Here is a 20,389-nt window from a genome sequence, read left to right on the forward strand (position 1 = left end):
GCACGCAATCGCGCTAATCGGAGAAAATGGAAGAAACTGTTCCCGATCAAAAACCTCGCTGGCAACGGCGGCGCTATTGGTTGGGCGGAATAATGGTCTTCATTGTCATTGGCTTAGCGCTGCTGTGGGTCCAGCGCGAAAATATCGCGATCGGCTATATCGACACGTATCTCGCTGATGCCGAGACCGAGGGAAGCTATGAAATCACGCAGTTCGGACCGGGCCGGCAGCGGGTTGAAAATCTGGTAATCGGCGATCCCGAAAATCCCGACCTGACCGTCGAGCGCGCGGATATATTTCTGCGCTATGGGTTCGGCTATCCGCAGGTTCGCCGGATCGATGCGCAGGGCGTTCGGTTATATGGGCGCCTGGTCGATGGCACCGTCGATCTGGGTCAGCTCGGCCGGTTATTGCCGGAGCCGAGCGAAGAGCCATTTGTGCTGCCGGAACTGCAGTTGGATATCAGCGATGCCGTGATGCAGCTGAGGACACCCTATGGGCCGGTGGCCATGGCCGTTGCCGGTTCCGGGGCATTGGACGATGGTTTTCGTGGCCATTTCGCGAGCACGAGCCCTGGCTTGGCATGGGAGGATTGCCAAGCCGACGCGATGCAGGCGAGCTTTGCAATCCGCGTGACCGACCGGCGACCGATAATCAATGGGCCATTGCGGGCTGCTCAGATCAATTGCGCCGACGGCCTGGATATCGACGCACCGGAGCTGGCTATTTCGGCCATATTGTCTGAGAGCCTGGATCGATGGGGCGGGGATGCAACGCTAGACGCGGCGTCTGCCTCCCATTGGAGTGGCGCAGGCGATGCCGTTAGTTTGGCAGTCTCATTTGACGGCACCGCTGGTGGCCAGACGACCGGAACTGTGCGGGCGCAGGCTGCAGATGCGCAAACCGCAAATGTGCGCGCGCAGAGTGCCGCGGTTATCGGCCATTACCGCATTCGCGATGGCGGCCGATCGATTGCCTTTGACGGCGATGTCGACCTTGGCGATGCGCAGGCGGGTGACGGGCTGATCAGCGATCTTTCCGGCCAACTTCGCATGGCAGAGGGGACGCCGCTTGGTCCGGTTGGGGCGATCATCGCGCAGGCCGTGCAAGCTGCTGGGCGGGATTTCGATGCCCGTTTTGCGCTCACGGCTGCCTATCGCGAGGGGAGTGCGGCTGTCCGCTTCGCCGAGATTAGCGGGACCAGTGCGAGCGGCGCGCAACTGACCCTTGAACGCGGCAATGGTGTGCAATTTGGCTGGCCCGGAGGCCGTGCCCGTTTTGATGGTGCGATGCGGCTGGCGGGTGGCGGGTTCCCGCAAAGCTATCTGACAATTGAGCAGGAGCGTGCGGGCGCTCCCCTTGAAGGTTATGCCGAGATCGAGCCGGTGCGAACAGGCAATGCGATCCTGGCGGTTGCACCGGTGCGCTTTACGGCTGCGCCCAATGGCGTAACGCAATTGGTCACCCAGGTGGAAATGACCGGTCCGCTGGCCGATGGGCGGGTCGAGCGGCTGCGTATCCCGATCGGTGGCACCATTGGTCAGGGCGGGCGGCTGGCGATCGGTGAAGGATGTGTTCCGGTTCGCTGGGACCGCCTGACGGTAGCCGGTATGCGGGTTGGACCCACGACATTGCCATTCTGCCCGATCGAGGGTGGCGCACTGGTGCGCTACTCGCCAGGTACCGGCTTATCGGGTGGCGGCCAGCTGATCCGGCCACGTCTTAACGGACGGCTTGGAGAGACGCCGCTGACTATTAGCGCGCGCAGTTTCCGGATGCCGTTGCGGCGACCATCCTTTGCGATTTCGGATCTGGCTGTTCGGCTGGGGCCAGACGGCAGTCAGTCGGTGCTCGATATCGCCGCGATGTCAGCAGATTTTGTGACGGGCGGTGTGGACGGTGTCTATTCCGGGGCGACCGGAGCGATAGTCGATGTCCCAATCCGATTGACCGACAGTGGCGGCGACTGGCGGTTTACCGGCGGTATCCTGCAGGTCGATGGCGTGGGTGGCCTGATCAATGATGCCGAGGATCAGCTGTTCGAACCCTTGCAGGTTCGCGAACTGGCCTTGCGTATGGAGGATAATCTCATCCGGATGACCGGCAGGCTGCGCGAGCCGGAATCGAAAGTTTTCATCGCCGATGTCGATCTGTTTCACGATCTCCAGCTCGGTCGCGGCGAGGCAGTCCTCGATACATATCGGCTGGCATTTGATGAACATATCCAGCCGACCGATCTCACCGACCTTGTGCTCGGGATCGTGGCCGAGGTCGAGGGGTTGGTGAGCGGCACCGGAACCATTCGATGGGATGCCGAGGGTGTAACCAGCGACGGGGTGTATCAGCTCACAGATGTCGATCTGGCGGCGCCGTTCGGCCCGGTGCAGGGAATCTCGACAGAATTGCGGTTTACCGACCTGCTGGGAATGAACACCGAGCCCGGGCAAACCGCCACGGTCCGCGAGATAAACCCGGGCGTGATCGCCACGGATGGGGTCGTGACCTACCAGTTTCTCGACAGCAACCGGGTGCAAGTAGAAGGCGCGCGCTGGCCCTTTGCCGGTGGTCATCTGATCCTCGAACCCACAATCCTTGATTTCCGGGTGGATCGGGCACGGCGGCTCGTTTTCCGGGTCGAAGATGTCGATGCGTTCCAGTTCCTCGAAGCGCGTAATTTTGAAAATATCGTCGCGACCGGCCAGTTCGATGGCAAGCTGCCGATGGTGTTCGATCGGGATGGCGGACGGATTGTCGACGGGCGGTTGGTGTCGCAAGGCGATGGTGGAACCTTCTCCTATATTGGTGAGATCAGCGATGTGAATGTTGGCGTCTTCGGATCGCTTGCGTTCAATGCGCTTGAGCTGATCCGCTACTCCGAGCTGGCGATTGAGTTTAATGGTGCGATCGATGGCGAGATGGTCACCAATGTGAGCTTCACCGGCGTATCGCCCAATCTGGCACGCGAGGATCAGAGCTTCCTGGTCGCCGGATTCACCAATGAACTCGCTGAACTGCCGCTGCGTTTCAACATCACGATGAACGCGCCGTTCAACCAGATGCTCTACTCATTCCGCCTGCTCGACGATCCCGGCTTCCTCGTCCAGCAGGCGATCCGTGCGCGAATAAACCGAACCAGAGCCGAACGAGGTGTTCAGCCTCCCGAAAGCGACATTATGCCATGAAGACTGCGATATTGACGATTAGGGAGCACAATGCGACCGACAGAAGGATGAAACGCACGCATCTCGCCGCCGCAGCACTTTTGGCTGCTTTAACAAGTGGTTGTGTGCAGGTTTCAGCCCCTGAAGAGCCCATTGTGATCGAATTGAACATTAATGTTGCACAGACTGTCGACGTCAATCTGCAAGAAGATGTCGAAAATCTGATCGAAAACAATCCGGAGCTGTTTCCAGAATGACCAAGCGTAACAAGAGCATTATAGCCATCCTCGCCGCGACTGCCGCTTTTGGCGGAATGGCGACCATGGCACCCGCCCAAGGCAGCGAAGTGCGCCAGGCAATCAATGCCGGCATCGTTGGCGAGACGGCCACCGGCTATCTTGGCTTTGCCCAGACCCCGTCTGGCGAGCTGCGCGCGCAAGTTGATGCGATCAATCTGGGACGCCGCTCAGCCTTTGCCGATCTCGCACAGCAGCGCGGTACGACCCGTCAACAGGTTGCCGAGGAAACCGCGTGCAATCGCCTGTCGAGCGTTAATCCGGGACAAGTCTATCAGCTGCGCGATGGCGCGTGGCGGACCCGTGGTTCCGCGCCGATCGCAACGCCGTCCTACTGCTAGCGCTCGCTAGCCGTCGCTCCGGCGGGCAATATAGAATCCATAGCTGAAATAATCGGAATAGCGTTTGTAGAAGGCAATTTCTTCGCGATGCTCTGCGACTATCGCCTGCGCGGCGTCTGAATTGTCGTGGCGTTCGAGAAATGCGCCGAGCCGTCCTTCGATCGGCCGGTAAAAATTGGCGAGCCAGCAATAGCTGGGCAGCGGGAAATAACCGAGCGGTGAATAGCCACTGGCTTCCAGGATTGCGATCTTGGCCGACGCCGTATCGACTTCGGGATAATGGCGCTCCCAATATTCTGTCAGCGCATCGGGTCGCGTCGCGGTGAGCCAGGTGAGTTCGGATACCGCCAGTATCCCATCCGGTTTGAGAAAACGGCGCCAATAGCGAACGCCATTCTCAAAACCGATATTGTAGATCGCCCCTTCGGACCAGATCGCGTCGAGCGACTGATCGTCGAACGGCAGCGCATCCATTGCCAGCGGGTGGGTCGCGATCTTCTGTCCGAGATTTTCGCGATGCGCATTGTCCTCCAGCGTTTCCAGAAACTCCGGAACGAAGTCGATTGCCGCGATCTCCGCATCAAGCGTGCGCGCGAGCACCATCGTCGATGCCCCGGTTCCGCAGCCGATATCGGCGATGGAGAGATTTTTGCGGCCCGGCAGTCCGGCCAGTGCAATCGCGCGGCGCGTGACGGCATCATCGCCCGGGCTCTGGCGCTCGCCATCGCCATGCAGGTCAACCATCAATGCGAGATCGTCCACGGTGTCGACCTAGCTGCCGCTGGCAAAGCTGCTGCGAAACTCCGGTTTGACCAGCGCGATCAAGCTGTCACTGACCGGCACATCCACCTCGAACGGGCCCAGCGAAAAGGGACCCGCCGCATAGGGCGGAACCAGCACACGGATTGTTGTAAATGGCGCGCCATCGCGAACGGCTACCGGCACGACCGTCATGTCGTGGAGCAGCGGGCAATCGCCCCATTCACCGTCCTGCAATCCGTGCTCCCGCTGCATTGCCTGTAAATTGGCGCAATAGGCCCCGTCGATTTCGGCGAGTCCGGAATAGCGATCAGTGAACAGCTGGGTGAGAGTGATCATCCGGTCATTGCGGACATCCCATAACAGGCTGGCAAATTCCGTGTTCCCATGCGCACCGCCTGCATATTCGTAGATTGTCCCGGCAAGGCTCAGCAGCGTTTCGGTTTCGCCGGCAATCCCCCAATCCTCGCTATGAGTCAGATTGGCGAGGGCCGGGCTATCCGGCATGGCGTCTTCTGATTCCGCTACCAATGTCGCAAAATCGCGTTCCGCGGAGTCGGCAAAGACCGCCATCTGCTCTGCGAGTTGCGGCAGCGCCTCCAGCCGCTCTTCGGGATAGCTGTAGGAGAAGCCGTTTTGCGGTTCGGATTCGGCCTGTTCGACCGGTGCCTGAGCGGCGGAAGGTACAGTACTCAGCAAGAGTGCTGCGGCGAGGAAGGGAAGTGCATTTTTCATACCGGCATAATGGCGCGAATAGCCGCGTTTTCCTAGGGCTGAAAACAATCCCCAAATGCTATGCCGCAGTGCATCATCTGCGGTTGACTTGGATAGGGCCGCTCACTAAACGGGCCGTGCCTTGGCGGGGTCGATCGCCTCCATGCGCGCGTCCGGCTTTTAGGCCTATAGGAGCAAGCATGGCGGAGAAAGACACTGGGCAGGAATCCTCTGTCGCGGAAGATGCGCGGCTTCAGGCGCTTGAAGAGCGACTGGAAGCGGCAAAACGCACAGAGGCCCGTAAAGTGGCCAAGCGCAATCGGCGGGGTAGCGGCGCAAATTACGCCAACCGCGCGGTGAGCGAATTGGTCGGCGGTCCTGTTGGCGGTGCGATTGTCGGTTGGTTTTTTGACTGGCTGCTCGGTACCTACCCATGGCTCATGCTGTCGATGATGTTCCTTGGGTTCATCGTCGCAGTTCGGAATGTATATTTGTTGACGAGTAAGCGCTCCGATTAGGGGCGCTTTGCTCAGGAAGAAACGGGATTTTACTGTGGCTGAAGCTGAAGGCGGCGGCATTGATCCGATGTCCCAGTTCAAGATCGAGCCGATTGCCGGCGTTCTTGATCAGGGAGAAATAGCGTTTACGAACAGCTCGCTTTGGATGCTGTTCACGCTTGCGGTGATCTGGATCTTCATGTGGGGTGGAATGAAGCGTTCGCTCATTCCCGGTCGGTGGCAGCTTGCCGTCGAAAGCGTGACGGGCTTTATCGATAATATGCTGGTCACGAATATCGGCCCGGCGGGCAAGAAATATGTGCCCTATATCTTCACGATCTTCATCTTCATCCTGTTCGCCAACCTGCTCGGCCTTGTGCCGATCGGCTTTACCGGCGCGCATCCTTTCACCGTAACCAGCCATATCCTTGTGACCGGCGTGATGGCCGTGATGAGCTTCTCGATCGTGCTGGCGGTGGGTTTCTGGAAGCATAAGCTCAAATTCTTCACCCTGTTCGTACCCAATGGAACGCCGCTCCCGATGGTGCCGCTGCTGTTCCTCATCGAGCTGGTATCGTTCATGGTGCGTCCGTTCAGCCTCGCGCTGCGGCTGTTTATCGCGATGACCGCCGGCCACGTGCTGCTGAAGGTTTTTGCAAGCTTCGTAATCTCCGGGATCAATGCTGGTCCTGAAGTTGCCTTGTTGGTGAGTATCCCGAGCTTCTTGCTGATGCTGTTTGTCAGCGCGCTTGAGCTGCTGATCTGCGCGATCCAGGCCTATGTGTTTGCGCTATTGTCTGCGCTTTACATCAATGACGCAGAGAATTTGCACTAGTTCGTTTTTTTCAATTACGTAATTTTCACAAGGGAGTTTTTTCAATGGAAGTCGAAGCTGCACGTTTAATCGGTGCTGGTCTCGCTGCAATTGGCGCAGGCGCCGCTGCTGCGGGTGTGGGTTATATCTGGGGTTCGTTCCTCCAGGGCGCACTGCGCAATCCGGAAGCCGCCGATGGTGAACAGGCCCGCCTGTACATTGGCTTTGCTGTGACCGAGCTGCTCGGTCTGATCGCCGCCGTTATCGGCTTCATCCTGCTATTCGGTTAATCGATAACCGGATAGCTATCCGCCTATAGGCAAGGGAGGCTGAGGCCATGCCACAGCTCGATCAGATTGCCGTCAGTTATGCGTCACAAATCGTGTGGCTGGTCGGTGTTCTCGCCATCATCTATTTCGGCATTGCCCGGACGATGGTGCCCAAGATTCAGGGCACGGTCGAGGCGCGTGCACAGCGCGTTTCGGACGATCTCGCCGCAGCGGACAAGGCCCATGAACGGGCCGATGAAATCGAAGAGCAATATCGCAATCAGCTCAATGATGCGCGCTCTGCAGCCGGCGATGTGACGTCGGAAGCCAAGGCGACAGCGGCAGCCGAGCGCGAAAAGCGTGTCTCGGCAGCCAATGAAACGATCCAGGCCCGGATGAGTGCGGCGGAAACCGCGCTCTCCGAAGCGCGGGTCGCTGCGCTGGCCGAGATTGAAGGCGTGGCTGTCGAAGCGACGCAGGATATCGTCAGCAAGGTTTCAGGCGGTTCCGTAACATCAGGCGAAGCTGAGGCTGCGGTGAAAGAGGCGATGGCCAATGGATGACGAACTCGAACCAGTGATCCACGAAGAAACCGGCCCGGAAACGGCCGAGACCGTCGCCACGACTGAAGCCCATGACGAAGCGGGTCACGAAACGGCTTGGGGTCTTGATACCTATGGTTGGGTGGCGGTCGCGATGATTACGGTCATCATGATCATGATCTGGCGCAAGGTGCCCGGTACGATCGCCGCTGCGATGGATAAGCGGATTGCCGAAATCCGCGGTGAGATCGACGAAGCGGCCAAGCTGCGCTCCGAAGCCGAGGCGCTGAAGGCTGAATATGAAGCCAAGACGGCCAATGCCGATACCGAAGCTGCTGAGCTGTTGGATCGGGCGCGTGAAGAAGCTGGCAACATCGTCGCTCAGGCCGAAGCAGATGCGGAAACGTTGATTGAGCGTCGCAGCAAGCTGGCCGAAGAAAAAATCGCTGCTGCGGAACGCAGTGCGGTGGCCGAAGTGCGCGCCAAGGCTGCCAGCGCGGCTGCTGCTGCCGCTGCCAAGCTGATCGAGCAAAAGCATGACGCCGATGCGGACAAGTCGCTGATCGACAGCACGATCTCGGGCATGGATGCGCGGCTGAACTAGGCCTGCTATCTCTCCGTGCGAAACACGGAGAGGATGATTCACAATGCACAAAGGATCCTGCCTGTGCGGCGCGGTAACCTTCACGGTTGACGGTGATTTGCCGCCACCGGACGCTTGCCATTGCGGTGCCTGCCGCAAACATTCCGGCCATTTTTTCGCATCGACGGATATAAAGCGCGAGGCTCTCACCATTGCCGGCGAAGCTCATGTCCAATGGTATCAATCGTCAGAAAAAGTCCGTCGCGGCTTTTGCAAGACCTGCGGCACGACCCTGTTCTGGGATCCGCCGGCTTCGCGCGACTGGACGGCGGTTGCCATGGGCGCGTTCGATACGCCGACGCAGACCCAGCTCGGTATGCATATCTTTGTTGCCGACAAGGGCGATTATTACGAGATCGCTGACGGGCTGCCGCAAAACCAGCAATGACAGCAGTGTTTGCGCCGGAATTGCGGCGCGCCGCCGGAGGCCCTAAATCACAGGCGTGAAAGCCGATCGCCCTGATATTCCCAATGCACCCGAACGCTTCAACGAAGCGAAGGCGACCTATACGGTCAAGGGGGCCGATACGCCCGATCTGGAGGCCGGTGCCGAGGCGATCCGCGATGTCGTAAAGACCCTGCCAGCGCGGCCGGGCGTCTATCGGATGCTCGATGCGCGCAGCGACGTTCTTTACGTCGGCAAGGCGGCCAGCCTCAAATCCCGCGTACCCAACTATACCCAGATCCAGCAGCTGCCGAAGCGGCTCCAGCGAATGGTGGCCCAGACCCGGGCGATGACGATTGTCACGACCGAGACCGAGGCCGAGGCGCTGTTGCTCGAAGCGCAGCTGATCAAGCGCTATCGACCGCCCTATAATGTCCTGCTGCGCGACGATAAGAGCTTCCCGTTCATATTGCTGCGCGAGGATCATGATTTCCCGCGGATCATGAAGCATCGGGGCGCGCGGCGCGCCAAGGGCCAATATTTCGGGCCCTTTGCGAGTGCCGGATCGGTCAATCGCACGATCAACGCGCTGCAGAAGATGTTCCTTTTGCGCAGCTGCACCGACAGCTTTTATGCCAATCGGGACCGGCCCTGCCTGCTCTATCAAATCCGCCGCTGCTCTGCCCCCTGTGTCGGTCGGGTGAGCGACGAGGATTATGGCGAGCTGGTCGAGGACGCGAAAAACTTCCTGGCCGGCAAGAGCACGACTGTGCAGCAGAAACTCGGTGCACAGATGGAGAAGGCGTCCGAAGATCTCGATTTCGAGATGGCCGCTGTCTATCGCGACCGCCTCAAGGCGCTGACCTTTATCCAGGGCAGCCAGGCGATAACAGCCCAGGGCGTTTCCGATGCGGATGTGTTCGCGCTGGCCAGCAAGGCGGGAACGGTCGGAATCCAGGCCTTTTTCATTCGTGGCGGCCAGAATTGGGGGCATCGCAGCTTCTTTCCGGCGCATGTGAAAGGCGTGCCTGACGAAGAGGCGCTGCAGGCTTTCCTCATGCAATTCTACGAAGAAGTGCCGCCACCGAAATTGGTGCTTGTCGACCGGGAGATGCCGGAAACTGCACTGCTCGCGGAGGCACTGGCCGAACGCGCCAATCGCAAGGTGACGATCAAAATTCCGCAGCGCGGCGACCAGCGCAAGCTGCTCGATCAGGCCCGGCGCAATGCCGGAGAGGCGCTTGAGCGGCGCCTCGCGGAATCGTCGAGCCAGGCCAAGGTGATGCGCGAGATGACCGACTTGTTCGAGCTGGATGACCTGCCCGATCGCATCGAAATCTACGATAACAGCCATGTCTCGGGCACCAACGCGGTCGGTGCGATGGTGGTCGCCGGGCCCGAAGGCTATCGCAAATCCAATTACCGCAAATTCAACATCAAGAATCCCGATACCGCGCCGGGCGATGATTTCGCGATGATGCGCGAAGTATTTCAGCGGCGCTTTGCGCGCGCGGAAAAGGAAGATCCAGAGCGCCGCAAGGGCGAATGGCCCGATCTGGTGTTGATCGATGGCGGCAAGGGGCAGGTGAGTGCCGCGTCTGAAACGCTCGAAGAGATGGGCATTTCGGATGTCGCGTTGATCGGGATTTCCAAGGGGCCGGATCGCAATGCCGGGCGCGAGCATTTCCACTTTCCCGATGGCCGGGAGGAAATGCTGCCGGGGAATTCGGCCTTGCTCTTCTATTTGCAGCGACTGCGCGATGAAGCGCATCGCTTTGCCATTGGTGCGCATCGCCAAAAGCGCGCCAAGGCGATGGGAACAAGCCCGCTCGATCAGGTGCCAGGCATCGGACCGGCGCGCAAACGGGCGTTATTGCTGCATTTCGGTACGGCTCGGGCGGTGAAGTCTGCGGGCCTGGACGATCTCGCCCGGGTGCCCGGCGTCTCCAAGGGGATGGCGCAGACAATCTATGATCATTTCCACGCCAATGGCTGATTAGTCGGGCTTGGCTTTGCTCTTCCCGGTGTCCGGCGCAGCGACATCAAAGGCATAATAGGCGGCAAAGGCGAAGAGCCCGATCGAGATGAAGAGCTCGCGAAACTCGGTCGCATCCGGAACGTCAAGCATCTGCGGACCATACAGAAGTACGATCAGCTGGCCGATCGCAATTAGCGCAGCGACCGCACCGAACAGCCGATATTCGCCGGTCCTCCCATCGCGTTTCGCGCTTACCGCGAAGATCAGCATCGCGAACAGGGTGGCGAAGGTCAGGAATTGCAGCGGCACGAGGTTCCAATGGCCATAGCTGAAGATCACGCCCGGCGCGGTCAGCATCGCCACTGAACGATTGGGGACGAAATCCGCGAAGAAATCAAATGCCGGCCAGCTTCGCAGCGGGGGGGCCGCGAGAGGCAGGATGATCAGGAAAGCGCCAGTGCCGAGATAGTAAGCGAGCTCGAAGAGATCGGTATGGATATTGTGGAAATTGAATTCCTGCTGCCAATTGCGTTCGGCGAGACTTTCCGGCGTTTCGAAGCCGAGCAGGCGCTGGCCCCAGGAAATCTCTTCCATGCCAATCAAGAAGAACAGCCCGGCAAAACCGATCGGAATGAGCAATGTGCTGAAGAATTTGCCCGGTCCGCTGACACCCTGCCTGCTGCTGCGTGCAGCCGCGTAGAGAAAGAAGAGCGCACCAATGAGAATGAACAGCGCCGACAGCCATTCCAGAACATTATCCTCGCGGGCAAACCAGTGAAACAGGTTCGGGTTCCAGGCCAATATCGCGACCGCTGCAGCGGCGATTGCCGCAACAACAATTCCGTTGCGCATTTCTGCCGGCCAGAGTTTTTTCCGAGCGGGCAGCTGTTCTGCCAACCACGGCTTGGCGCAGGCAGCGACCAGGATAATCGCGAGTAGCGCGGATACCGCCATCCGACCAAAATGATAAGGTGTGAATCCGGCGGGCTCTTCGCGGGCTGGGTGCCAATCAAATGCGGTGTATTCGAGCAGGGAAACCGCTGCCATGCCGACCCCGACCACAATTGTGGCAATCAGCAGCTGGGCGGGTATTCCCGAAAAGATGGTCGCGGATTTTGGCATTTACGCTTTCCGCAGAAAGATTGGTCGCAGGAGCGCCGCGAGTGCGCGGCCGCGGACAAAGAGCAGATCGACGATATCCGGGCCGGGTGCGGCGCCCATATCGGTCTTGTAGCCAGCATCGCCTGCGCCCCAGCTAATCGTCCCGATATTGCGTTCCGTAGCCTGTTCAAAATCCTTGTAGAGCAGCAATTTACCGGGCCCGAACTTGGCATAGTCCGCGTCGTAATTGTTCGCGATATAATAGCGTCGGTCTTTGATCTCGAGGCCGAAAGTGAAGGCGATCGGTTTGTCCTGCGCGGTCATCAGGCTTCCGAACAGCTTGGGTGCGAGACCCGGGTCACGCGCGATCCTTGACCATATTTCCCGGATTTTTGGATCGAGAAATTTTGTGTCACCGCCGCCATCAAGCTGGGCCAGCCAGCTCTTTGCCTCGATCGCAGCCATTGCCTCCATGAGAGTATCGTCGATCTTCGTGCCATCGAAGAATCGGTATTCGACCGCTCCATCACCCGCCAATTTGCGCTCGCGCGCGCGGTTTTTGCGGGCCGTCGATCCCTTTGGCCAAGGACCGGCCGCACGGATTGCTGCGAGATCCAATTCATAGCATTGCGCCAGCGGCTTGCGGATCACCTGCCATCCCTGCGCCGGTGCGAGAGCGATCAGGCGCGATGCCGTGGGATCATCCGAATATATCGGGCCCATTCGCCATATGCGCCCAGCCGCGCGCGCAAATCCTGGATCGGCGAGAAATGCCGCAAGCTCGTTGTCCCTGAGGTCAGCGGCAATCGGAAAACTGCGGAACGGCCAATAGCTACCCGCCACCTGATTGACGGTGAAAGGCCCCATCGACCGTGTCTGAAACGGGATGGCGAGCAGTGGAGATCCATCGTCTCGGCGCGCGCCGATGACCGAATAGTCAGGATCGGCGGCGCCAAACCAGGCTGCTGTCAGATGGGCCTGGGCCGGATCCGCTGCCGCTGCCACGGCATTGATGTCCGCCGCGTCAAAGGGCGCTAACACCATTTGCGTCATTTCGCGATCAAAGGTGGAGACGATATTCAGCGCGACCACTCCCTTGATTGGAGCTCTGCATCGCTGATCTTGTTCCAGCCACCAGATGCGAGGAGAGGGCTGACAAAGGGGGCGATCCAGCGTTGATCGAGAAACAGCAGATCGACAATCTGTGGCCCGGCTTCTGCACCATATCTGACCTTGTAGCCGGCATCGCCTGCGCCCCAGTTGATGGTCCGCACACCACGCTCGGCCGCATCGGCAAAATTCATCGTGAGCAAGATGCGGCCGGGGCTCGCATTCTTGAATGCCTCATTGAAATTATTGGCTATTTGATAGCGAATTGCGCCAATCTCGAGGCCGAAAGTGAAGGCGGCCGGAACAGTGCCAACCCGCATGATGCTGCAAAACATATGCGGTGCGATTTGCGGATCTTCGGCGATTTTTTCCCACATCCGGCGTGATACCGGATCAAGAAACTTGGTATCGGCATTATCGCCTTGCTCGGCCAGCCAGCTGTTCGCTTCGATCTCGGCCATCGCGTCACGATCCGCTTTGGTCCAGTCGGCGCCTGTTCTATGGATGGTTTGAACCTCGCCAATCCGGGCCAGGCGGTTGGTGTAATTGCGGCTTTGGCGCGTTGCAGACTTGCTCGGCCATGGGCCTTTCGCCTGCATAGCCGCGATGTCGATATCAAAGCTGTGCGCAATCGATCTCTGAAAGACGGCCCAACCCGTCTTGTCGGCGGCGGAGACGAGAGCCCGAAATGCGGGATCATTGTCTTGCACCGGCCCAAGGCGCCATGCCTTGCCAAGATGGCTACGCGCATCGCTGCCTGACACCATGGCTTCGATCTCTGCTCCGGACGCGTCCAAGACGATCGGGATACTGCGGAACGGCCAATAGGGACCGGCAACTTGCTTGACCGAGATGGGCCCCATTTTTCTCGCAATCAGCGGAAATGCAGCAATCAGGCGGCCATCGCTTTCAAATCCGGTGAACTGAACTTCGCGCTGCGCCGCGCGAAACCAGGATGGCCGCAAAAAGCTGTGGAGGGGATCCGCGCTCATGACGAGCTGCTCAAGCGCAGTGTCGCTCGGCATGGTCCAATGACCGGTATCGATCGTTGGCACAAAGGCGCGTTGCATGAAAATGTCTCGTCTCCCCACAGACTGGTGCATGTTTTCAGGTAGCGAGACAGGCTTAATTTCGCGTTTAAGCCCCCGTTTTGGAGCAATTGGTTTACGAATTGTTATCGAGCGTGCGCTAAACCGAGCCCATGGGGGGGGTAGTTCTATCTATCGATACCGAGCTCACATGGCGGCACCGTGTCGCTGGCCTCGGTTGGGAGGAGAATTACGCCCTCAGCATTGAGCCCGCAGAGGTCGGCCTGAGCTACCAACTCGAAATGCTCAAAAGCCATGGACTCAAGGCCTGTTTCTTCGTCGACCCGATGCCGGCCAAATTGTTCGGGCTCGATCCGGTTAAACGGATGGTCGAGACAATTCTTGAAGGCGATCAGGAAGTGCAGCTTCATCTCCATCCAATGTGGGACAAGGCAAGAGCTGACGGGTCGATTGCGCCGGATACGGTTTTCGAGCTTACGGACCTTGATTTCGAGGCGCAGCGCGCAATGATCGCCGAGGCTCGTGACCTGCTGGTCGCGGCCGGTGCGCCGCAGCCCAGTGCCTTCCGTTCGGGCAGCTACGCTGTAAATGATGATAGCCTTCGCGCGCTCGCCGAAATCGGCATTTCCATCGATTCCAGCCATAATGGCTGTGAAGCGCCTTGGCCGAGTGGATTGGATCTGCCGCCTGACCATATTGCTCCAACCCGCTATCTGGGCGTTACGGAAATACCAGTTTCGCAAATCCGCATCGCCAATGGTGGTGTCCGTCACCTCCAAATCTGTGCCGTTTCGCTCGCGGAGATGACTTGGGCGCTCGACCATGCGGCGCAACAAGGCCATCCGGTCACCACCATTGTCGGGCATAGTTTTGAGCTTGCCACGCGCGGCGGCGGGCAAGCCAATGCGGTCGTGAAAAGCCGGTTCGATGGTCTCTGCAAGCTCCTCGCTGAGCGGGCTGACCGCCAACCAACCATGTATATCAGCCAGTTAGAACATGTGCCTTGTGGGCTTAATCTTGAGCCAGCAGCGGCTTCTATGCCTCTGGTCGCAAGCCGCATGATCAGCCAATTCTGGGCAAATCTCATCGAACGGCGTGCCGCATGAGCACGGCCATGCCGCAGCCATTGCGTTTTCGCGTCGGTGCACGGACGATGTTTTCGGTCCGGCGCAATCTTGTGCGTGTTGGATTGTCGCTTGATGAGGCCCTGTCCGGTGATCGGGCCGCATTGCCGGGCTTGCCGCCCTTTGCGGACGGATATCTGATTACGTCGCTGCCCGAAGAGCAGATCGATACGATTGTCGCCGACAATAGCGATTGCATTGCCCTGGTCCGCCAGCGCTACGCGCGCCGTTATGCGGACCTCAGCGGTAGCTTTGACGACTATCTGGCTGGTTTCTCCAGCAAGAGCCGATCGACGCTGCGGCGCAAAGGTCGCAAATTCGCCAAATTGACGGGTGGTGAACTCGATTTCCGCGCTTATGCGACGCCCGACGAGATCACTGAGTTTCATGCGCTCGCGCGGCAACTGTCGGAAAAAACCTATCAAGAGAAACTGCTCGATTATGGCTTGCCCGACGATGTCGACTTCGTCCGCGATATGCAGCGCGCAGCGGCTGCCGATCAGGTCCGTGGTTGGCTGCTATTCGCCGACAATACACCCATCAGCTATCTCTATGCGCCCGCCGATGGCGATACGGTGGTCTATGCCTATCTCGGTTATGATCCCGATTGGAGTAGCCATTCGCCCGGCACTGTTTTGCTGGTCGAGGTGTTGAAGCAGCTGATGGAAAATGGCCGCTTCCGCCGGTTCGACTTTACCGAGGGCGATGGCGCGCAAAAACAGCGTTTTGCCACCGGCAACCTGGATTGCGCAGATGTCTTGCTCCTCCGGGCGACTTTGAGCAATCGATTATTGGTAAAGGCCCTGGCTGGCTTTGACGCTACGATCGAGCTGGTGAAACGTTTGCGCGGTTAGGGCAGCGGTTAGCCGATTTCGGCATCCAATTCTTCAAACAACCGGCTGATATGGGTCAGTCTTGACCGTTCTTCGTCCAATATTGCGCGGAAGGCGCGGGTCTTGAAGGCTGCGACCTCGGTGTCCGGAAGCCGCGTGGCCTCCGGCGTCGTTGAGACCAGAATATCGATCAATCGCTCGGCGCCATGCAGTCGTCCCCAAAGATAGTCATTCTCTCGATAGGCGCGGCTGAAAAAGGCCCCGAAGCTGTTGAACTCAATGCCCTTGAGCGTTTCCTCTGCGCCGCCCTGGCGGATCGACTGGGCGTCTTCGGGCGCGATGCGATCCACTTTGACGGGATCAAACTCGTCCAAACCCTCGCCCTGGAGCAGGGGTAATGTTGCGATGTCGTAGAAGGGAAAGCCGAGATAGGCGAACAGCATTGTGCGCTTCTGCGCCTTGGGTAAATCGGCCAGCGCCGCCGAGAGCAACTCTTCTGCCCGATCATCAGCGATTTTCAGGTCGCGCTGCGCAGCCAGCATGTCGAGGGCGGCTCCCGGATCTGCCAGCGCCTTCTCGGCAACTGCAACCGCGGACTCATCGAAATATTCGCGGCGCTCGCGATCGAGATAATCCCCCAGCGTATCGTAAATTGCATCCCGCGCCGGATTGAGCAGCTCAGGATCGCACTCGCCATTTTCTTCCATCGCGACGAGACGGCGCAGCATGAAGCGCAGCCGGCGAATGCGGAACTGTATGTCATGCTCGCGCAGGAACAGGATTGTTTCGTCGCTCACCACCCCATTGCTGACCGGATCCGCACGATTGAGACCGCGCTTGGCCAACTCGCTCCACACAGCGGCCCGCAAGGCACGCTCTGTCGTCGGGTCGCCATTGGCAAGGCTGCGCAGCATGGTGACCAGCTCATCTGCAATGCCGGAGAGTTTTAGCTGGCCATAGGAGGCATAGGCATAGCCCGCTTCCTTCACTGCATAATTCTGGGCTTTCGCACGCCAGGCTGCGAGCCGGGCTGGGGTTGGCCTATTGAGGAACAATGTGCGGCCGAAATCATTCTCGATCGCATTTTCCACGCCGGGCCGAATGGCTTCGACGATCCGCCGCATCCGCAATATCCGCCGGGACCGGCCTTCTATGGCCTCAAGATTGTCGCGGATCGGCTGTTCGCGGGGAATATCGGACAGCGCTCCGAATATCGCCCGGAAGAAACCGGGGACTGCCTCGCTGCCTTCGCCGATCTCGATGCTGCGAATGCCCGGCTTTGGATCAATATAGACGAAGCGCCGATCAACTTCGCGATGGGCGGGTCGATCGCGCAGGGCTTCGATCGCCGGGCCAAACGGCGCATTGGCGAGGACGGAGCCATCGATCAGGGCTGTTGTCTCGGCTGTCCCGGCGCTGCTTTGGCGCGGAAGGACGCGCTGGAGAAATGTGGTGCGATCCGGCCATTCGATCCCGCGCCCCTCCAGGACCGTATCAAGCTCACCGACGGTGAATGGCGGGAACGCCCCCGGAAAACTGGCTGTGGCGCGCGCGGCAAAGGTCAGGCCGGGAATACTGCCAAGATCGCGCGGTCCATTGCCGCGATCGCAAAAGGGGAAGGTGAGGCGGTGTTCGGTTTCCACAATCTCAGGGGGGGAGTTGAGGTTCAGTTTCTGCGGATGGCCGTGAAAATCCGTGACGGTGACGAACAGATCGAGCGGCTGCCCGTCCGGCAGTAGCGGCTGGGATGTGGGGAGGCTGTCCATCGCCTCGAACGCATCGAGAATCAGGTTGGTGAACTCCTTGCCGCCAAAGGGCGGCTGGAACCATTTGGCACGGACAAAGCGGGAGAGTTTCGCGCTGACTTCGTCCTGCGCGGCTGGATCGACACTGGTTTCGATCGGGCCGCCGCGTCGCCGGGCCACGGCCCATGCGATCGGCACCGCCCAGAATTTGGTAAAACGCGAAATCGGCCGCTTATCCGGAGCGAGCAGGATATCGACATCGGCTTTTTCGAGCCACAGATCGGTGAGTGGGTCGAGCGATTTACCGGATGCGATGGCTTCGGCAAGGAAGACGCCGTTGATGCCGCCCGCGCTGGCTCCCGCGACAATGTCGACCATCGCGCGCAATTTGATGCTGCTGCGGTTCTCAATCGCATCGAGCAGGTCGCGATATACACGCTGCGAGGTGTGCGTCGGTTCAAGGTCGTCGTGAAAGGCGCGGCTGGCCCGGGCGAGGCGCCAGATCTCCTTGGTGATCCCGTGCATATAGACTGCAAGGCTAATGCCGCCGTAACAAACCAGGGCCAGGCGCAGCTCTTTCTCTCGCATATGGCGATGCTGGCAGGGGCTATCCGCTTTGTCGAGCATTTGCGCATGACTGGCTGTGCGCTGCCCCGGTTAGAGCTTCGGATCGCTGCTTAGTGACGGCTCGGTGCGGCTATTGGGGGCCGAACGGGACGATGCGGTTGGCTGCGTCATGGCCGATGTCAGCGCGGCCAAGAAACCGGATCCCGGACCGATCGCACCATTCCCTCACTACCGCCTCTTCGGTCATCCCGAAATCGGTATCATTGGGCGTGATATCACCGCATCGACCGAGCCGGAACCCGGCCACTTTCCGGATATCCGGATGGGCGGTAATATGATGCATGGTGCGGTCAATTTTATACATATATTCAGATATTTCTTCGAGCATCAGTACATGATCTCTTAAGTCAGGCTGCAGCGATGTGCCGAGTATCTGGCTCAAGGTGATCATGTTGAATGCGGCCGCCGGCTGACCATCGGCGAGCGAGGGCTCAAGCGCAGCAGAATCGCGCTCCACCAGCCACCGCAATGCCCGTTCGATGGCCGCTTCTCCGCCATCGCGGACAATATCTTGGCACATCGGGCCATGGGCGACGCTGTATCCGGCCTTGTACAGCCCGGCGAGCAGCACCCCGGCATCGCTATATCCCAGATAAATCTTGTCACGGGCCGCAGATTTCAGCCCTTCCAGCGCCGCATCAGCCATCCGGCAGGCGCCATAGCCACCCCTGGCGAACCAGAGCGCGTCAATGTCCGGGTCATTGGCAATCTCGAGGAAGGCTGCAGCGCGCTCACTGTCGGTGCCGGCAAAATGGCCATGGGTGCGGAAACTGTTCGGATGGACGACCAGTTCAGGCGGATTCTCCGGGAAAAGCGCAGTCGCAAGCCGCTCAACACGGGTCGCAATCTCCTGCGTATAGGGAGAACTGGCAGCGACAATGCCGATCCGGACAGGTTTTTTTGCCATTCTCGCCTTTCTGAAATTGAAAAACCACGCCGCTCCCCATAGCGAGGCGAGATGACACAGGACAAATCCTATTTCTTTTGCGGGATTGGCGGCAGCGGCATGCTGCCCCTCGCCAGCATCCTGCGCGGGCGGGGCTTTACCGTGGCCGGATCGGACCGCGCACTGGACCAGGGACGGACCGGTGACAAGTTCGCCTGGCTCGAGGCCCAAGGCATCGCGCTGTTCCCCCAGGACGGCAGCGGTTTAACCGATGCAAATCAAATACTTGTGGCCTCTGCGGCGGTCGAGGATACGGTGCCTGACGTCATGGCGTCACACGCACTCGGCCTTGATCGCATGAGCCGGCCCGAGCTGCTGGCCAGCCTGTTCAACGCGGCGCCGCGCAGTATCGGGATCGCCGGAACCAGTGGGAAATCCACCGTGACCGGCATGATCGGCTGGATCCTCAGCGATTGCGGACGCGATCCCACAGTCATGAATGGCGCGGTCATGAAGAATTTCATGTCGGACGATACGCCCTTTGCCAGTGCGCTTGTCGGGCAGGGCGATGCCTTTGTCAGCGAGGTCGATGAAAGCGATGGGTCAATCGCGCTGTATGCGCCGGATATCGCGATCCTCAACAATATCTCGCTCGATCACAAATCTATGGAAGAGCTGCGGGCGCTGTTTGGCGGTTTCCTGGAGCGGGCCGGCCATGCGATCGTGAACATTGATGACGCGGAGAGCGCACTGCTCGCCGCTGCGATTTCGTCAGAAAAACTGACCAGCGTGGGTTTTGATGCGGAAAGCGCCGATCTACGTGGCAGCAATATTGTCGAAGCACCGCTCTCGATACGGTTTGATGTGCAGGAAGGGACGGGCCAGGCGACGGTAGAGCTGGCCGTTCCGGGCCGTCACAACGCACAGAATGCGCTGATGGCTATCGCGGCGGCGCGGGCCTGTGGCTTGGCTCTGAGCGATGCTGTGGCCGCTATCGGCCGCTATCAGGGTCTCAGGCGGCGCTTTGAGGTGGTCGGGAGTGCGGGAAACATCAGCGTAATCGACGATTTCGGGCATAATCCCGACAAGATCGCCGCGACACTCAAGACACTGCACGCCTTTCCTGGCCGTTTGCTGATCTTCTTCCAGCCGCATGGCTATGGGCCGCTCAAGAAAATGGGCGCTGAGCTGGTGGAATGTTTTGTTGAAAATATATCTAAGGAAGATCACCTAATACTTTGTGATCCTGTTTATTTTGGCGGAACAACGGATCGCAGTATCGGCAGCGAAGCGATTGTTGCTGGCGTCTGCGAAGGCGCGCGCCAGGCTGAGCATATCGCCGCGCGGGAGGATTGCGGGGCGCGCATTGTCGAACTCGCTCAGCCCGGTGACCGGATTATCGTGATGGGTGCACGCGATGATACGCTCTCAACCTTTGCGGCCGACATTTTGGCGCAAGTCGATGCGCGCTAAACCGGACTAGTATTCCCCTTTTGTTCCAGCTATGGGATGGCC

General features: G+C 59.3%; 20 protein-coding genes. 13 read left to right on the plus strand and 7 right to left on the minus strand.

Annotated elements, in window-relative coordinates; genetic code table 11:
- Positions 1 to 26 precede the first annotated feature (26 nt).
- From HFP51_RS02350 to HFP51_RS02360, 3 genes are read left to right on the plus strand one after another with little or no spacing between them, the layout of a single operon-like run.
- Positions 27 to 3,182 (plus strand): YdbH domain-containing protein, encoded by a 3,156-nt coding sequence (locus tag HFP51_RS02350; protein WP_176874187.1) that lies wholly within the window; start codon positions 27 to 29, stop codon positions 3,180 to 3,182.
- Positions 3,183 to 3,229: 47 nt separating this feature from the next.
- On the plus strand, positions 3,230 to 3,418 hold the full coding sequence (locus HFP51_RS02355) for a YnbE family lipoprotein (RefSeq protein ID WP_176874188.1): 189 nt from the start codon (positions 3,230 to 3,232) through the stop codon (positions 3,416 to 3,418).
- Positions 3,415 to 3,798 carry a YdbL family protein gene (locus HFP51_RS02360; protein WP_176874189.1) on the plus strand — a complete coding sequence of 128 codons (384 nt, stop codon included), beginning with the start codon at positions 3,415 to 3,417 and terminating at the stop codon, positions 3,796 to 3,798. Before HFP51_RS02355 ends, HFP51_RS02360 begins: the two co-directional genes overlap by 4 nt.
- A 6-nt stretch (positions 3,799 to 3,804) precedes the next feature.
- On the opposite strand, the gene HFP51_RS02365 is transcribed toward HFP51_RS02360, so the two are convergent.
- Positions 3,805 to 4,560, minus strand: coding sequence for a class I SAM-dependent methyltransferase (locus HFP51_RS02365; RefSeq protein WP_176874190.1), 756 nt, complete (start codon positions 4,558 to 4,560; stop codon positions 3,805 to 3,807).
- A gap of 9 nt (positions 4,561 to 4,569) precedes the next feature.
- Complete coding sequence (locus HFP51_RS02370) at positions 4,570 to 5,292, minus strand: hypothetical protein (protein WP_176874191.1); 723 nt, start codon at positions 5,290 to 5,292, stop codon at positions 4,570 to 4,572.
- Between the two features lie 179 nt (positions 5,293 to 5,471).
- On the opposite strand from HFP51_RS02370, the gene HFP51_RS02375 reads away from it, so the two are divergent.
- From HFP51_RS02375 to uvrC, 7 genes are all read left to right on the plus strand, one after another.
- Positions 5,472 to 5,789, plus strand: a complete 318-nt coding sequence (locus HFP51_RS02375) for an AtpZ/AtpI family protein (RefSeq protein WP_176874192.1) — start codon at positions 5,472 to 5,474, stop codon at positions 5,787 to 5,789.
- A 67-nt stretch (positions 5,790 to 5,856) separates the two neighbouring features.
- Positions 5,857 to 6,603, plus strand: coding sequence for a F0F1 ATP synthase subunit A (locus HFP51_RS02380; protein ID WP_176876498.1), 747 nt, complete (start codon positions 5,857 to 5,859; stop codon positions 6,601 to 6,603).
- Positions 6,604 to 6,647: 44 nt separating this feature from the next.
- Positions 6,648 to 6,872, plus strand: coding sequence for a F0F1 ATP synthase subunit C (locus HFP51_RS02385; RefSeq protein ID WP_176874193.1), 225 nt, complete (start codon positions 6,648 to 6,650; stop codon positions 6,870 to 6,872).
- 47 nt (positions 6,873 to 6,919) lie between these two features.
- Positions 6,920 to 7,414: an ATPase gene (locus HFP51_RS02390; protein WP_176874194.1), complete on the plus strand. Its 495-nt coding sequence runs from the start codon at positions 6,920 to 6,922 to the stop codon at positions 7,412 to 7,414.
- Positions 7,407 to 7,997, plus strand: coding sequence for a F0F1 ATP synthase subunit B (locus tag HFP51_RS02395; RefSeq protein ID WP_176874195.1), 591 nt, complete (start codon positions 7,407 to 7,409; stop codon positions 7,995 to 7,997). Before HFP51_RS02390 ends, HFP51_RS02395 begins: the two co-directional genes overlap by 8 nt.
- Positions 7,998 to 8,040: 43 nt before the next feature.
- The gene (locus tag HFP51_RS02400; protein ID WP_176874196.1) at positions 8,041 to 8,424 is read left to right on the plus strand and encodes a GFA family protein; all 384 of its coding nucleotides are present in this window, start codon (positions 8,041 to 8,043) and stop codon (positions 8,422 to 8,424) included.
- Positions 8,425 to 8,479: 55 nt separating this feature from the next.
- A complete protein-coding gene (gene uvrC, locus HFP51_RS02405; RefSeq protein ID WP_255454781.1) occupies positions 8,480 to 10,417 on the plus strand; it encodes an excinuclease ABC subunit UvrC in 1,938 nt (645 codons plus the stop codon).
- Here uvrC and HFP51_RS02410 read toward each other — a convergent pair whose 3' ends face one another.
- From HFP51_RS02410 to HFP51_RS02420, 3 genes are read right to left on the minus strand one after another with little or no spacing between them, the layout of a single operon-like run.
- Positions 10,418 to 11,521 (minus strand): hypothetical protein, encoded by a 1,104-nt coding sequence (locus tag HFP51_RS02410; RefSeq protein ID WP_176874197.1) that lies wholly within the window; start codon positions 11,519 to 11,521, stop codon positions 10,418 to 10,420.
- Complete coding sequence (locus HFP51_RS02415; RefSeq protein WP_176874198.1) at positions 11,522 to 12,544, minus strand: GNAT family N-acetyltransferase; 1,023 nt, start codon at positions 12,542 to 12,544, stop codon at positions 11,522 to 11,524.
- A gap of 35 nt (positions 12,545 to 12,579) precedes the next feature.
- Positions 12,580 to 13,680, minus strand: coding sequence for a GNAT family N-acetyltransferase (locus tag HFP51_RS02420; RefSeq protein ID WP_176874199.1), 1,101 nt, complete (start codon positions 13,678 to 13,680; stop codon positions 12,580 to 12,582).
- A 131-nt stretch (positions 13,681 to 13,811) separates the two neighbouring features.
- On the opposite strand from HFP51_RS02420, the gene HFP51_RS02425 reads away from it, so the two are divergent.
- Positions 13,812 to 14,765, plus strand: a complete 954-nt coding sequence (locus tag HFP51_RS02425; protein ID WP_176874200.1) for a polysaccharide deacetylase — start codon at positions 13,812 to 13,814, stop codon at positions 14,763 to 14,765.
- Entirely contained in the window at positions 14,762 to 15,637 is an 876-nt protein-coding gene (locus HFP51_RS02430; protein WP_176874201.1) for a GNAT family N-acetyltransferase, read from the plus strand. Before HFP51_RS02425 ends, HFP51_RS02430 begins: the two co-directional genes overlap by 4 nt.
- 8 nt (positions 15,638 to 15,645) lie before the next feature.
- On the opposite strand, the gene HFP51_RS02435 is transcribed toward HFP51_RS02430, so the two are convergent.
- Both HFP51_RS02435 and HFP51_RS02440 read right to left on the minus strand, forming a co-directional pair.
- Positions 15,646 to 17,949: a patatin-like protein gene (locus tag HFP51_RS02435; protein ID WP_176876500.1), complete on the minus strand. Its 2,304-nt coding sequence runs from the start codon at positions 17,947 to 17,949 to the stop codon at positions 15,646 to 15,648.
- Between the two features lie 109 nt (positions 17,950 to 18,058).
- Positions 18,059 to 18,895, minus strand: coding sequence for an LD-carboxypeptidase (locus HFP51_RS02440; protein ID WP_176874202.1), 837 nt, complete (start codon positions 18,893 to 18,895; stop codon positions 18,059 to 18,061).
- A 51-nt stretch (positions 18,896 to 18,946) separates the two neighbouring features.
- Here HFP51_RS02440 and murC point away from each other — a divergent pair, with 51 nt between their 5' ends.
- On the plus strand, positions 18,947 to 20,347 hold the full coding sequence (murC, locus tag HFP51_RS02445; protein ID WP_176874203.1) for a UDP-N-acetylmuramate--L-alanine ligase: 1,401 nt from the start codon (positions 18,947 to 18,949) through the stop codon (positions 20,345 to 20,347).
- Positions 20,348 to 20,389 lie beyond the last annotated feature (42 nt).

The organism is Parasphingopyxis sp. CP4 (assembly GCF_013378055.1).
Lineage (GTDB): Bacteria > Pseudomonadota > Alphaproteobacteria > Sphingomonadales > Sphingomonadaceae > Parasphingopyxis.

Coding starts and splice junctions, on each gene's coding strand:
- HFP51_RS02350 (WP_176874187.1), top strand. CDS start 27: ATGGAAGAAACTGTTCCCGATCAAAAACCTCGCTGGCAACGGCGGCGC.
- HFP51_RS02355 (WP_176874188.1), top strand. CDS start 3,230: ATGAAACGCACGCATCTCGCCGCCGCAGCACTTTTGGCTGCTTTAACA.
- HFP51_RS02360 (WP_176874189.1), top strand. CDS start 3,415: ATGACCAAGCGTAACAAGAGCATTATAGCCATCCTCGCCGCGACTGCC.
- HFP51_RS02370 (WP_176874191.1), bottom strand. CDS start 5,292: ATGAAAAATGCACTTCCCTTCCTCGCCGCAGCACTCTTGCTGAGTACT.
- HFP51_RS02375 (WP_176874192.1), top strand. CDS start 5,472: ATGGCGGAGAAAGACACTGGGCAGGAATCCTCTGTCGCGGAAGATGCG.
- HFP51_RS02380 (WP_176876498.1), top strand. CDS start 5,857: ATGTCCCAGTTCAAGATCGAGCCGATTGCCGGCGTTCTTGATCAGGGA.
- HFP51_RS02385 (WP_176874193.1), top strand. CDS start 6,648: ATGGAAGTCGAAGCTGCACGTTTAATCGGTGCTGGTCTCGCTGCAATT.
- HFP51_RS02390 (WP_176874194.1), top strand. CDS start 6,920: ATGCCACAGCTCGATCAGATTGCCGTCAGTTATGCGTCACAAATCGTG.
- HFP51_RS02395 (WP_176874195.1), top strand. CDS start 7,407: ATGGATGACGAACTCGAACCAGTGATCCACGAAGAAACCGGCCCGGAA.
- HFP51_RS02400 (WP_176874196.1), top strand. CDS start 8,041: ATGCACAAAGGATCCTGCCTGTGCGGCGCGGTAACCTTCACGGTTGAC.
- HFP51_RS02410 (WP_176874197.1), bottom strand. CDS start 11,521: ATGCCAAAATCCGCGACCATCTTTTCGGGAATACCCGCCCAGCTGCTG.
- HFP51_RS02415 (WP_176874198.1), bottom strand. CDS start 12,544: ATGGTGTTAGCGCCCTTTGACGCGGCGGACATCAATGCCGTGGCAGCG.
- HFP51_RS02420 (WP_176874199.1), bottom strand. CDS start 13,680: ATGCAACGCGCCTTTGTGCCAACGATCGATACCGGTCATTGGACCATG.
- HFP51_RS02425 (WP_176874200.1), top strand. CDS start 13,812: ATGGGGGGGGTAGTTCTATCTATCGATACCGAGCTCACATGGCGGCAC.
- HFP51_RS02430 (WP_176874201.1), top strand. CDS start 14,762: ATGAGCACGGCCATGCCGCAGCCATTGCGTTTTCGCGTCGGTGCACGG.
- HFP51_RS02435 (WP_176876500.1), bottom strand. CDS start 17,949: ATGCGAGAGAAAGAGCTGCGCCTGGCCCTGGTTTGTTACGGCGGCATT.
- HFP51_RS02440 (WP_176874202.1), bottom strand. CDS start 18,895: ATGGCAAAAAAACCTGTCCGGATCGGCATTGTCGCTGCCAGTTCTCCC.
- murC (WP_176874203.1), top strand. CDS start 18,947: ATGACACAGGACAAATCCTATTTCTTTTGCGGGATTGGCGGCAGCGGC.